The organism is Hyphomicrobiales bacterium (assembly GCA_016125495.1).
Lineage (GTDB): Bacteria > Pseudomonadota > Alphaproteobacteria > Rhizobiales > RI-29 > RI-29.
Map to the genome: position 1 here is coordinate 44,647 of WGLQ01000001.1, position 12,625 is coordinate 57,271.

Here is a 12,625-nt window from a genome sequence, read left to right on the forward strand (position 1 = left end):
GACACCGAAACATGCGCGGCTATTTCGCGATCGGGATCGAGGGTGTCTCCAAACCGATGAACGTCGGCAGCCTGGTGCGCAGCGCCCATGCCTTCGGCGCGGCGTTCGTGTTCACCGTCGCCGCTCACCCCCGAACCCGCGAGGCGCCCTCCGACACCTCGCACGCGTGTGAAAACCTCCCCGTCTATCGCTGGCGGAGCATCGATGAGATGGCGCTCCCAACGGGCTGCACACTGGTCGCCGTCGAATTCACCGAGGGTGCCATCGAGCTGCCGAGCTACCGCCATCCTCGCCGCGCCGCCTACGTTCTCGGCCCTGAACGTGGTGCCGTTTCGCAAGCCATGCGCTCACGCTGTGCTCATGTCATAAAGATACCCACGTCTTTCTGCATCAACGTGGCGACAGCCGGCGCCATCGTCATGTACGATCGTTTGCGTTGTCATGGTGGTTTTCCGGAGCGTCCAGTGATGCCCGGTGGTCCGGTCGAGCCCGCCAACCAGCACGTTCATGGCCGGCCACGGCTACGCCGCGCCGAGGAAGGCGAGCCGTGAACCGCAGGTTTTACCCTCGAAGGGGTTGACGTCGCAGTCCCCGAGCACGCAAAAGCGACACACCCCATGCACCGTTCGCGTCTTTTCAAGAAACGAGAGCAGGCAACCATGCGATTGATCATCACCCTGATAGCTGGCCTCGTCCTGATCGCGGGCGCCCCGTCGGCGAACGCTCAGTCAGGCGCGCAGTTCATCGAGAAGTTCAACGATTGGTCGGTCTTCTCGCACGATGGGCCGAACGGCAAGCTCTGCTTCGCCGTATCCCAACCCAAGGATTTCGAGCCCAAGAACGCCGAGCGGGGCGAAGTCTACTTCTACGTCTCCTCCTGGCCGAAGGACGGCGTGACGAACGAGATCAGCGTGAAGATCGGTTACGACTTTTCGCGTGACGCCACCACGGTCATCACGATCGGCTCCGACAACTTCGAGCTGTTCAACAACGGCGACAAGGCGTTTGTCGAAAGTGCGGCCACCGAGCGCCGGCTGGTCGATGCCATGCGTCGCGGCTCGCGGATGGTGGTCAAGGGCACGTCCGACCGCGGAACCGCGACCACCGACACCTACTCGCTTTCGGGGATCACCGCCGCCCTCAACCACGTCGCCAAGGTCTGCGAATAGGCGCGCGGCGCTGGAGACCGGCCCCGAAGCGGTGAAGGTGCCTTTTCGGAGCCGCTCGGCAGGGACCTCCATTTTGGCTCCGGCGACGACAGTGACCATGCTCGCAGCGCCGACATTTCTCCCCAGGGATCTTGTGTCGGTGCGCCCTCCTCGCCACACTCCTGGCGCGCGCCGCGAGAGGACCGACCAAGCTGTCGAGGGCGCGCCCGCCGTGCTTTCGACGAAGGTCACCACCGCCAGATGACACGAGTACTCGACACCCTCCCTGGGGACGCGCCGCGACCAATCCCTGGGCGCGAGAGCGACGGCCTCTCGTTGCCCAGCGCGGCCCCCGAAGGCGCGGCCCCGCCGCATGCCCGGGAGCTGGAGCCGGCCGGCCGCCGTGAAAGCCCAAGTCTCATCGGCCTATCGCCCGATGGTTTCGACCAGATCCTCCGCGCTGTCGGAGTGCCGGACCGACAGTTACGCATGCGGCGCCAGCAGTTCGACCGCTGGCTCTACGTCCACGGCGCCACCAGCTTCGATCAGATGACCAATATTTCGAGGCCGTTGCGCACCGCGCTCGCCAGCCAAGCGACGCTCGCCCGACCCGAGATCGTCGCCGAGCAGATTTCGAACGACGGGACCCGCAAGTGGCTGCTGCGCTTGGCCGGCGATGGCACGTCGCGGCGCCCCCCCGAGGTCGAGACGGTCTACATCCCCGAATCCGATCGCGGCACCCTCTGCATCTCGAGTCAGGTCGGCTGCACGCTCACCTGCTCGTTCTGCCACACTGGCACGCAGCGGCTCGTGCGCAACCTGACGGCCGGCGAGATCCTCGCCCAGATATTCGTTGCGCGCGACCGACTCGGCGACTGGCCCGGCGGCGTACGCCCCAACGACGGCCTCGTGCCCGAGAGCGAACGCGCCATCACCAACATCGTCCTCATGGGCATGGGCGAGCCACTCTACAATTTCGACAACGTGCGCGACGCCATGCTGCGCGCCAGCGACGGGGACGGCCTCGGCATCTCGCGCCGCAGGATTACCCTTTCGACCTCGGGCGTCGTCCCCGAGATCGGTCGATGGGGTGAGGAGGCGGGCACCATGCTCGCCATCTCGCTGCACGCCGTGCGCGATGCCTTGCGCGACGAACTGGTGCCGATCAACCGCAAATGGCCGATCGCGGAATTGCTCGCGGCCTGCCGCGACTACCCCGGGCTTTCCAACGCCAAGCGCATCACCTTCGAATACGTCATGCTGAAGGACGTGAACGACAGTCTCGCCGATGCCCGAGAGCTCGTCCGCCTCCTCGCCGGAATACCGGCCAAGATCAATCTCATCCCTTTCAATCCATGGCCCGGCTCGCCTTACGAGTGCTCGAGCTGGGAGCAGATCGAGCGTTTCGCCGAAGTGGTCAATCGGGCGGGCTATGCGAGCCCCGTGCGCACGCCGCGCGGGCGCGACATCATGGCCGCCTGCGGTCAGCTCAAGAGCGCATCCGAGCGACTTTCCGCACGGGCTCGGCGTGCGTCGGAAAGCGCGGCTGGCGATCCCGCATCCTGATCCTGGGACGACGATGGCCGTCCACCCGACGGCGAATCATGCAGACCGACGCACGATCGCCGCGCAGGCGGCTCGGGCGGGACGAATTCAGGGAGTGACGATCCGCATGCTGCGCGCCATCGCAAGAACGCTCGCCGTCACCTTCGGCTTCCTGCTCGCCGCCATCGCATCGGCGATGATCCTCGTCACACTCGGACTCGAGCGCTTCGTGCACGAGCGCGCCGCGACCAGCCCGACCGGTTTCGAGGAACTCGACGGCGTCGTCTCGTTCTTCGAGCAGGTGACCTTCCTCGGAACCATGGCCTCAGGGTTTTCGATCGTGCCGGCACTCCTGGTGGTGATCATCGGTGAAGTCGCGAGCATTTCGTCGTCGCTCTATTACGTTCTCGCCGGTGGCGCCGCGCTCGCCGTCATGCCCCTCCTGAGCACGCTCCTCGATCCGGAAAGCACGCGGATCGCCAGCACCACCCTCTATCAGGTGCTCGCCACGGCCGGGTTCGGGGGCGGTTTCGTCTATTGGCTGATCGCCGGTCGGAACGCCTGATGCGACTGCTCAAGCAGCTTTTCGCCAATATGCTGGCCTTCGCCTGCGCCAGCCTGGTCGCCGGCCTTTCGTTCGCGCTCTTTGCGACACCCGGGCCATCGCGGATCCTCGCCCCGCATCTCTTGACCGAGGCGATCGATGCCGCCCTCGCCTTCGCGAGTATCGCGGCTCTGCCCACCATGCTGGCCGTCGCGGTTGCCGGCTGGCTCGGTTATCGCGGGCTCATTGGCCACGTCCTGTTCGGCGCCGCGGTTTCGCTCACCGGCGCATTCGTCATCCACCACTTGGCGCACGGCATCGACCTGCCGCTGAATACCTATGCCCTGACGGCATTCGCCGTCGCCGGTATCGCCGCGGGCATGACGTTCTGGCTGATCGCCGGCCGCGCGCCCGAGGCCCCGCGCGCCAGCCAATTCGAACGTCGCTGACACCATCCGGGGCCCACCGGCCGCGCGGGACACTCGCCGACGCTTTCGTTGCATTGCAATATTTGTTGCATTGCAGCAAAACCGGCACTATACAGGTTCACGAGCTGGTCGAGATCGATCCGCGCTCTCCCTGCACGCTCCTGCGCCCTTCGGGGCCGACGATCGAAAGCCCATCGAGATGCCCTCGCACACCGCCACGACCAATGACTTCTTCGCACCGATGATGCACTTGGCCAGCGTCCACATGGACACCATGGCCACGGTTTCCGAAGCCGCCGTCAGGACGGCGTCCGAGATGACCGACACCATGTTCCGCTTCGCCGAGGAAGCCCTCGCGACCGGCGGAACGGCACGATCGTCGATGACCAGTTTTGCCAAGGGCCGCCCGGTCGGCGCCGAACCCGGCCAGCGCGTCAAGCGCGCCGCCACAAGCGCCGCCTCGTCGTTGTCCGCCAGCCGGCCCGCCTCCCGTGCCGGCCGTTCCTGGTACCGCGCCCCCGCCCGTACGCCGCTCGAGACCTGGGCGGAGACCTTCGGTTATTCCACGGATATGACGCGTGCTTGGGGCGACGCCGCCAGCGTCGCTCAGGTTTGGTCCAATTGCATGGCGCCCGTCGCGGCCGCAGCGAATGCCATGAACGGGCAGGGCTCGCAGGCCTCCAAGTCGGCGCTGAATGCCTTCGGCATGCCGAACTGGCTGACCGATGCGATGAAGCGCGGTACGGCGCCCTGGTCCGAAATGTGGACGACGGGGCGCCCCCGGGCCGCGAGCTACGAGGCCTTTGCACCGAACGCGGAGGCCGCCCGTCTCTTCTCGGACTGGCTCGAGGCCGCCAGTAAGGGCATGATGACCGCTTGGCCGACGACCACCACGATCGACGTCACGCCGGCGGCCACGCCGAGTGCGCCCGCGACGCGAACCAAAGCCGCGGCCCCGACCAAGGCCACGGCAAAGACGACCCGCAAACCGGCGCCTCGCACGACCGCCCGGACCGCGGCCAAGCGCCCGGCGTCGCGCACCACGCGCAAGCACTGACCGAATCGGTCCGACCAAAAAATCCAAGCGGCCGGCAGCGATGCCGGCCGTTCTGTTTCGTCGCCTCAGGAGCCTCCGCCCGCCCAGGCGAGCGCCTGCTCCAACCGGTCGTCCCCCCAAAACAGCTCGCCGGACTGCGTGATGAACGTCGGAGCCCCGAAGATGTCGCGGCGCGCGGCCTCTTCGGTTTGCGCCCGCAGCTGCGACTTGACTTCATCACTTGCCGCCCGTGCCATGGCCTCCTCGACGGGTGCCCCGGCGGCGGCCAGCGCATCGTGCAACACCTCGGGACTGGCGATATCGCGCCGCCCTTCGAATTCAGCGAGGTAGACGGCCTTGACGAACTCCTCGATCCAATCTTCGTCCTGGCTGCCGCAGGCGACCCGCGCAGCGGTGAGGCTGGCCGCGGGAAACGGCTCCGGCAAGGCAAAGAGCAAGCCGCGTTCGGCCGCGATCCGCTCGATGTCGCGCACCATGTAACGTCCCTTGGCGGGCTGCAGGTTGAAGGGCGACGTGCTCCAGCCGTTGGCCTTGAAGATCGGCCCGAGGAGGAACGGTCGCCACACGACCTCGACGCCCATGTTCGCCGCGAGCGGACCGATCCGCATGGCGCTGAGGTAGCTGTAGGTGGAGGCGAACTCGAACCAGAATTCGAGCTTCGGTTGCGCCACGTCGACCTCCGTCCTGATTGTGCGACCAGTGCCGCGGTTCGCACCGGTTACGATACGACCGATCGCTTCGATCATCGAGGCGAAGCCACCCGCCCGACCGGTGACGGTTCCCGACGATCCCGCTTGCCGCAGCCCTGCCCCTGCCTATAGTGCCGGCACAAATCGCGCTTTGGGAAGCAGGAGCAAGGGCCATGGCCCAAACAGTCAACAAGGTCGTGCTCGCCTACTCCGGCGGCCTCGATACCTCGATCATCCTGAAATGGCTTCAGGAGACCCACGATTGCGAAGTCGTCACCTTCACCGCCGACCTTGGTCAGGGGGAGGAGCTTGGCCCGGCGCGCGAGAAGGCGCTGATGCTCGGCATCCGCGCCGAGAACATCTTCATCGAGGACCTGCGCGAGGAATTCGTGCGCGACTACGTCTTCCCGATGTTCCGCGCCAACGCACTTTACGAGGGGGTCTATCTGCTCGGCACCTCGATCGCCCGCCCGCTCATCGCGAAAAAGCAGATCGAGATCGCCCGGGCGGTCGGCGCGGATGCCGTCTGCCACGGCGCGACCGGCAAGGGCAACGACCAGGTCCGCTTCGAACTCGGATATTACGCGCTCGAGCCGGGCATCAAGATCATCGCCCCGTGGCGCGAGTGGTCCTTCAAGGGCCGCGACGACTTGCTCGAATTCGCCCGCACCCACCAGATCCCGATCGCCAAGGACAAGGAGGGTGAGGCGCCCTTCTCGGTCGACGCCAACCTTTTGCACTCGTCCTCCGAAGGCAAGGTGCTGGAGGACCCGGCCAAGAAGGCGCCCGAGATCGTCTACCAGCGAACGATCTCCCCGACGGCGGCGCCCGACCGCGTCACGACGGTCCGCATCGGCTTTTCGCGCGGCGATGCCGTCAGCCTCGACGGCGTCGCGCTGAGCCCGGCAACGCTGTTGAAGGCGCTCAACGACCTCGGCCGCGACAACGGCATCGGCCGCATCGATCTCGTCGAGAACCGTTTCGTCGGGATGAAATCACGCGGCGTCTACGAGACCCCGGGCGGCACCATTCTGCTCGCCGCACACCGCGCCATCGAGAGCATCACGCTCGATCGCGGCGCCGCCCACCTCAAGGACGAGTTGATGCCGCGCTATGCCGAGCTGATCTATAACGGCTTCTGGTTCTCGCCCGAGCGCCACATGCTGCAGGCGGCGATCGACAAGAGCCAGGAGCACGTCGAGGGCGAGGTGACGCTCGAACTCTACAAGGGCAATGTCATGGTCGCCGGCCGCTCGTCGCCCAAGTCGCTCTATTCCTCGACCCTCGTCACCTTCGAGGACGACCGTGGCGCCTACGACCAGAAGGACGCCGCCGGCTTCATCCGCCTCAACGCTTTGCGGCTGAGAACGCTCGGGGTGCGGGACAAGGCGTGAGGGTGAGGGCTGGGCGACCGACCCTGCCATCATGGCTTGGCATGCGCAGGAACCTTTAATAGCGATTCGCCTTATTAAAGGATGTGGCCGTTTCCTTTAACAAGCAAGGCCTTCCCGGCCGAGGATGGACGCCGATGACCGACACCGTCGCCTTCTACACCAACCCCATGTCGCGGGGACGCATCGTGCGCTGGATGCTCGAGGAAGTCGGTTGCCCCTATGAAGTGCACCCCCTCGCCTACGGCACAACCATGAAGGCGCCCGCCTACCTCGCCATCAACCCGATGGGCAAGGTGCCGGCCATCGTCCATCGCGGCGTTGTCGTAACCGAGGCCCCGGCCATTTGCGCCTACCTCGCCGATGCCTATCCCGAGGCGGGCCTCGCGCCTGCCATCGGCGATCCCAGGCGCGGCACCTACTACCGCGCGATGTTCTTTGCCGCCGGCCCCCTCGAGGCCGCCGTCACGAACAAGGCACTCGGCGTTTCGGTCCCACCGGACAAGAAGGGCATGGTCGGCTACGGCAGCCTCGAAGAGGTCGTCGAGGCGCTGGCGGGCATGCTCGAGGGGCGCCCGTACCTTCTCGGCGATGGATTTTCCGCCGCCGACGTCTATGTCGGGGCACACATCGGCTGGGGCATGCAGTTCGGCACGATCGAACCGCGGCCGGTCTTCGAAGCCTACCATGAGCGGCTGTCGGCGCGGCCGGCTGCCGTGAGGGCCCGGGAGGCGGACGATGCCCTGCTCGCCGAGCATCCGGTGACGCCGCCGGCGGCGGGCTGACGGCCTCCCTCCACCCCGCGCTTCCGGACCACCTAATGCCCGGGCTTGCCGCGCCGCATGTGGAATTTGCCACCGCCGAACACGTGGCTTCCGGCAAAGGCACCATGGCCCGCGTGTCGCAGCCCACCGCCGTGCGTGACCTTGCCAAAGTATCCTCCGCCCGCATGGCGGATCAACCCACCATGGGCGACGGCCGTCCGATGATGGCCGAAGCTGGCAACAGGGTGGTGCTTCTTGGCCCGGTGCGGCATAGGCTTGCCATGCGGGATGCGCACCACCCGGTGCACCAGCGGCTTACGGACGTGCGCGAGGCGTTTTGCGCCATGCTTGGCGCGCTGGATCGTCAGGGCGTGCGGGAAATTCCTCCGCCCCGAGGAGATGCAGGCGGCGCCGCACGCTTCGATCACCACCACCGTCGGCTGACACGCGGGCTTGCCCTTGTGCCCGTGGCCGCGACACGTGCGCTGGCCGTGCCGTCGCACGGATCGCCGGGAGTAATTCACCCGTTCGCCATGGCGCCGGATCAGGCCGGCATGGCGGCTGTGACGGAGCCGACCGGCGTGACGCCCCTTGTGCCGCCCCGCATGCCCGTGGTGGCCATGGTGCCCATGGTGCCGAGCATGATGCCGCCCCGCGTGCCGATATCCGTGCCCGTGATGGTGGCCATGCTCGCAGATTTCGCCATAGCCGGGTGTGGCATAGGAGAATCCGCCCGCTTGCGCCGGGACCGTGCAAGCAACGAGAATGACGAGAACTGCGAGGATCCGGTTCATGGTGCTCCGACCGACGTTCTGGTAGGGTTAACAATTCCAAAAGACCGTTCGCGAGTTGCAGCGTCAACCGCCGGCTGTCGGTGTGGTTAACGCCGAGCAACGACACGCGTTAGGGAAGAAGCGAAATTGCCGCTGCGCAACCGCGTACGCCCGGATGGGGAAATAATCGAGACGCCGGAACGCGGCGCCTGGATGGGCAATCGCGGCGGCTGTTTCCACACGCCCGCGCGCACGCTCGCGCCTCGCCGCCGCTGGGCCGGCCGCGCCTGGCTCGTCTGCCGGCTCGAATTTCGCGGCCGCCACCGGGTCGTGATGCGGCCCGGCCGCTACACGGAACTGTTCTTCCTCGACGAGGCCACGGCACTCGCCGCCGGCCACCGCCCATGCGCCGAATGCCGGCGCGCCGACTTCGACCGCTTCGTTTCGAGTTGGACCCGAGCGGGTCTTTCGAGCGAACGACCACGAGCGGCCGACATCGACCGGACCCTGCATGCCGAGCGGGGAGCCGTTACCGGTGCGTTCGCGCCGCTCGCGGCAAAGAGCCCTGTGGCGGGCATGATGCTGCTGGCGAATGGGTGCTTCTGGCTGGTCGCACCGGCGCCAAGCGCTGGTAACGGCGATGGCGAAGGGCCGCTGGTCGCTCGCCCCTGGAGCCCATCGGGTTACGGGGCCCCGGTCCAGCTCGCGCGCCTCACGAGCCCACGGCTCCTCACGCCCCAGTCCAGCGTGCGCACGATTGCGGCAGGCTACCGCCCCGAAATGCACCCCTCGGCGCTGGCGCCATGAGCCAGGGCGGCCCAGCACCCGTCGATCAGGCTCATTTCCCGGACTTGGCGATCATGTCGTAGGCGACGTTCAGCCGGCGCACCACGGTGCTGAGATAGGCCGCGACCTCCTCCGGCAGATCGGTGCCGGAGAATCGGTCGGGATGATAGAGCTTTGCGAGGCGATGGTAGGCGCTCCGCACGGTCTCGCGGTCGGCCCCGCGCCGCACGCCGAGGATCGAGAACGGATCGCCCTGCTCCATTTGCCGGTGCCGGCGCTCGAGCTGGTCGGCATTCGGGATCTCCAGCTGCACGATCGAGCGGATGATCGCCTTGGAAAAGAGCCGGCGCTCACCTCCCTCGGGCTCGAAATCGATGAATCCGCCGGCCGCGTTGAGCTCGTCGGCAAGGCTTCGCGTCGCGGCGAGATAGAGGCGGCCGACGATCTCACCCCCGTCCGCGAACTCGAGGCGCACCAGCTGCGCGTTGCGATTGGACCGGTTGACGTTGTCGACGACACCACGCTCGAACATGCCGCACTCCATCCGGGGGGGAACCGCCAGGAACCCCTGACACCCGCCCTCCGGAGCACGAATCGTGCCGGAAACGCCGGGGCCGGGCGCCGCGCGTCCCCACACCTCACGGCCTCTCGCAGTGCAGCAGAAAGTGTGGTACTGACCGCGCGCAACGCTTCGCCCACTCCGCCGACGCGGCCGCGACGCTCCCGATCATCCCTGAAACGAGACCCCTGATGGCGCTCCGCAACATCGCGATCATCGCGCACGTCGACCATGGCAAGACGACGCTCGTCGACCAGCTCCTGCGCCAGTCCGGCGCTTTCCGCGACAACCAGCGGGTGGCCGAGCGCGTGCTCGATTCCAACGACCTCGAAAAGGAGCGTGGCATCACGATCCTGGCCAAGGCCACCTCGGTCGTCTGGAAGGACACCCGCATCAACATCGTCGACACGCCGGGCCACGCCGATTTCGGCGGCGAGGTCGAGCGCATCCTCAACATGGTGGACAGCGCCGTCGTGCTGGTCGATGCCGCCGAGGGGCCGATGCCGCAGACCAAGTTCGTGGTCGGCAAGGCTTTGAAGATCGGCCTTCGTCCGATCGTTGTCGTCAACAAGGTCGACAAGCCCGACGCGCGGCCCGACGAGGTGGTGAACGAGGTCTTCGATCTCTTCGCCGCGCTGGACGCCAACGATCAGCAGCTCGACTTTCCGATCCTCTACGGCTCCGGCCGCGACGGCTGGATGGCGACCGACCCGGCCGGCGAGCGCACGAACGGGCTCGCCCCGCTCTTCGACATGATCCTCTCGCACGTGCCGGCCCCGCATGCCGAATCCGGTCCCTTCCGCATGATCGGCACGATCCTCGAGGCCAACCCCTTCCTCGGGCGCATCATCACGGGACGTATCCATTCCGGCTCCGTGTGCCCGAACCAGACCATCAAGGTGCTCTCGCCGACCGGCGAGCTGGTCGAGACCGGCCGCGTCTCCAAGATCCTCGCCTTCCGCGGCATCGAGCGCCAGCCGATCGAACTCGGCGAGGCCGGCGATATCGTCGCCATCGCCGGATTGCAGAACGGCACCGTCGCCAACACCTTCTGCGCCCCCGAGGTGACCGAGCCCCTCGCCGCCCAGCCGATCGACCCGCCGACCGTCACCATGTCGTTCATCGTAAACGACAGCCCGCTCGCCGGCACCGAGGGCGACAAGGTGACGAGCCGCGTGATCCGCGACCGTCTGCTGCGCGAGGCCGAGGGCAACGTCGCGCTGCGCATCGAGGAATCGGCCGACAAGGACGCGTTCTACGTTTCCGGGCGTGGCGAATTGCAGCTCTCCGTGCTGATCGAGACGATGCGCCGCGAGGGCTTCGAACTCGCCGTCTCGCGCCCGCGCGTCGTCCTCCAGAAGGACGAGGAGGCCGGCGAGACGCTGGAGCCCGTCGAGGAGGTGTTGATCGACGTCGACGAGGAGCACTCCGGCGTCGTCGTCCAGAAGATGTCCGAGCGCAAGGGCGAGATGCTCGAGATGCGCCCCTCGGGTGGTGGGCGCGTGCGCCTCGTCTTCCACGCCCCGACGCGCGGCCTCATCGGCTATCAGTCGGAGCTGTTGACCGACACCCGCGGCACCGCCGTGATGAACCGCCTGTTCCACGCTTGGCAGCCCTTCAAGGGCAACATCCCGGGGCGCACCAATGGCGTCCTCATCGCCAACGAGCCCGGCGAGGCGGTCGCCTACGCGCTCTGGAACCTCGAGGATCGCGGCCCGATGCTGATCGACCCGGGCACCAAGGTCTATGCCGGCATGATCATCGGCATCCACACGCGCGACAACGACCTCGAGGTGAACGTCCTCAAGGGCAAGAAGCTGACCAACATCCGCGCCGCTGGCAAGGACGAGGCGGTGCGCCTGACGCCGCCGATCCGCATGACGCTCGAGCGCGCGCTCTCCTGGATCGAGGACGACGAATTGATGGAGGTGACGCCGAAGTCGATCCGCTTGCGCAAGCGCTACCTCGACCCGCACGAGCGCAAACGCCACGAGCGCCAGAAGCTGGCGAGCTGAGCGGGGAGGATTTCGGGCGGATTGAGCCGCTGAGCTCCTCAGTATCGACGCGGTGAGCCAAGAGCACCCATTGTCGAGACATACGGCCTCGGTTTGCCCCGATGGTTTGCCCACTCGATGTTCGCGGCAAATTGCAGAATCGTAGGTCGGGTCAAGCCCTTCGCGAAACCCGACCTAGGTGCTGCGGTTGGTTTGGCGTCGCTGTCCCTTGACGGTGTAGCCCCCCTCCTCACCCCCCGACCTCCACCATCACCTCGTTCCGCCGCAGGAACCCCGGGGTGAAGGGGTCGTTGTAGTAGGCGTAGGTCGCCGGGCCCGTGACCTGGAGCCCGGAAGCGGCGATCCAGGTGCGCAGGCGCGCCTCCTGCTCGGCGACGAGGTCGTCGGTCGCCACGCCGGAAAAGCGGATCGCGGCGACCCGCCGCGCCGGCAGCTCCGAAAGCCGGACATCGCCACCGCCCGGCGCCGGCAGGTCGGCGAGGCGATACTTCGAGGGCATGATGAAGCGCACGACCCAGGTGCCGTCGCCCGTCGCGGAGGGCTCCTGCGTCACCGGCGCCGTCATCGCGATGGATCGGTCGGCGGCGACGCCCGCGGTCCCCGTCCCCGCACCCGGCGTCTGCGTCACGGGCGCCGTCATCGCGACCGTCTCGCCCGCGCGATTCTTGGCGAAGATATAGCCCGCGAGCGGCCGGAACCCGGCACTGACGGCCGTCTTGCGGTCGCCGCCCCGCGTCACCTCGGCGACGACCAGCGGCGGATAGTCCCGGACCTCGATCGCCCCGTCCGCCCGCACGAGGGCATAGCTCGGTTGCTCGACGTTCTGCACCACGTAGACCCACACCCCCATGCCGACGACCCCGAGCACCGCAATGCCCGCCAGACCCCAGAGGAGAACCATTCGCACGCTCCGCATCACACGCTCC

Annotated in this window: 14 protein-coding genes; 10 read left to right on the top strand and 4 right to left on the bottom strand. The window is 67.1% G+C overall.

The window, feature by feature from the left end; translation table 11 throughout:
* The first annotated feature begins 11 nt into the window (after window positions 1-11).
* The 6 genes from GC150_00175 (at window position 12) to GC150_00200 (ending at window position 4,722) form a co-directional block, all read left to right on the top strand.
* Window positions 12-551, top strand: a complete 540-nt coding sequence (locus tag GC150_00175; protein ID MBI1383315.1) for a TrmH family RNA methyltransferase — start codon at window positions 12-14, stop codon at window positions 549-551.
* Between the two features lie 108 nt (window positions 552-659).
* Window positions 660-1,169, top strand: coding sequence for a hypothetical protein (locus tag GC150_00180; protein ID MBI1383316.1), 510 nt, complete (start codon window positions 660-662; stop codon window positions 1,167-1,169).
* A gap of 240 nt (window positions 1,170-1,409) precedes the next feature.
* Entirely contained in the window at window positions 1,410-2,714 is a 1,305-nt protein-coding gene (gene rlmN, locus GC150_00185; protein ID MBI1383317.1) for a 23S rRNA (adenine(2503)-C(2))-methyltransferase RlmN, read from the top strand.
* A gap of 94 nt (window positions 2,715-2,808) precedes the next feature.
* On the top strand, window positions 2,809-3,258 hold the full coding sequence (locus GC150_00190; GenBank protein ID MBI1383318.1) for a hypothetical protein: 450 nt from the start codon (window positions 2,809-2,811) through the stop codon (window positions 3,256-3,258).
* Window positions 3,258-3,686, top strand: coding sequence for a hypothetical protein (locus tag GC150_00195; protein MBI1383319.1), 429 nt, complete (start codon window positions 3,258-3,260; stop codon window positions 3,684-3,686). Before GC150_00190 ends, GC150_00195 begins: the two co-directional genes overlap by 1 nt.
* Before the next feature lie 178 nt (window positions 3,687-3,864).
* On the top strand, window positions 3,865-4,722 hold the full coding sequence (locus GC150_00200; GenBank protein ID MBI1383320.1) for a hypothetical protein: 858 nt from the start codon (window positions 3,865-3,867) through the stop codon (window positions 4,720-4,722).
* Between the two features lie 65 nt (window positions 4,723-4,787).
* On the opposite strand, the gene GC150_00205 is transcribed toward GC150_00200, so the two are convergent.
* Window positions 4,788-5,468: a 2-hydroxychromene-2-carboxylate isomerase gene (locus tag GC150_00205; GenBank protein MBI1383321.1), complete on the bottom strand. Its 681-nt coding sequence runs from the start codon at window positions 5,466-5,468 to the stop codon at window positions 4,788-4,790.
* Window positions 5,469-5,584: 116 nt separating this feature from the next.
* On the opposite strand from GC150_00205, the gene GC150_00210 reads away from it, so the two are divergent.
* On the top strand, window positions 5,585-6,805 hold the full coding sequence (locus GC150_00210; GenBank protein MBI1383322.1) for an argininosuccinate synthase: 1,221 nt from the start codon (window positions 5,585-5,587) through the stop codon (window positions 6,803-6,805).
* Between the two features lie 134 nt (window positions 6,806-6,939).
* Complete coding sequence (locus GC150_00215; GenBank protein MBI1383323.1) at window positions 6,940-7,587, top strand: glutathione S-transferase; 648 nt, start codon at window positions 6,940-6,942, stop codon at window positions 7,585-7,587.
* Window positions 7,588-7,619: 32 nt separating this feature from the next.
* Here the strand turns inward: GC150_00215 and GC150_00220 are convergent, their stop codons facing one another.
* Window positions 7,620-7,994 (bottom strand): hypothetical protein, encoded by a 375-nt coding sequence (locus tag GC150_00220; GenBank protein MBI1383324.1) that lies wholly within the window; start codon window positions 7,992-7,994, stop codon window positions 7,620-7,622.
* 492 nt (window positions 7,995-8,486) lie between these two features.
* Between GC150_00220 and GC150_00225 the strand changes: the two genes are divergently transcribed.
* Window positions 8,487-9,146, top strand: coding sequence for a hypothetical protein (locus GC150_00225; GenBank protein ID MBI1383325.1), 660 nt, complete (start codon window positions 8,487-8,489; stop codon window positions 9,144-9,146).
* 31 nt (window positions 9,147-9,177) lie between these two features.
* Here GC150_00225 and GC150_00230 read toward each other — a convergent pair whose 3' ends face one another.
* A complete protein-coding gene (locus GC150_00230; protein MBI1383326.1) occupies window positions 9,178-9,762 on the bottom strand; it encodes a DnaJ domain-containing protein in 585 nt (194 codons plus the stop codon).
* 113 nt (window positions 9,763-9,875) lie between these two features.
* Here GC150_00230 and typA point away from each other — a divergent pair, with 113 nt between their 5' ends.
* Window positions 9,876-11,699, top strand: a complete 1,824-nt coding sequence (typA, locus tag GC150_00235; protein MBI1383327.1) for a translational GTPase TypA — start codon at window positions 9,876-9,878, stop codon at window positions 11,697-11,699.
* Window positions 11,700-11,928: 229 nt separating this feature from the next.
* On the opposite strand, the gene GC150_00240 is transcribed toward typA, so the two are convergent.
* Window positions 11,929-12,615, bottom strand: coding sequence for a heme-binding protein (locus GC150_00240; protein ID MBI1383328.1), 687 nt, complete (start codon window positions 12,613-12,615; stop codon window positions 11,929-11,931).
* Window positions 12,616-12,625 lie beyond the last annotated feature (10 nt).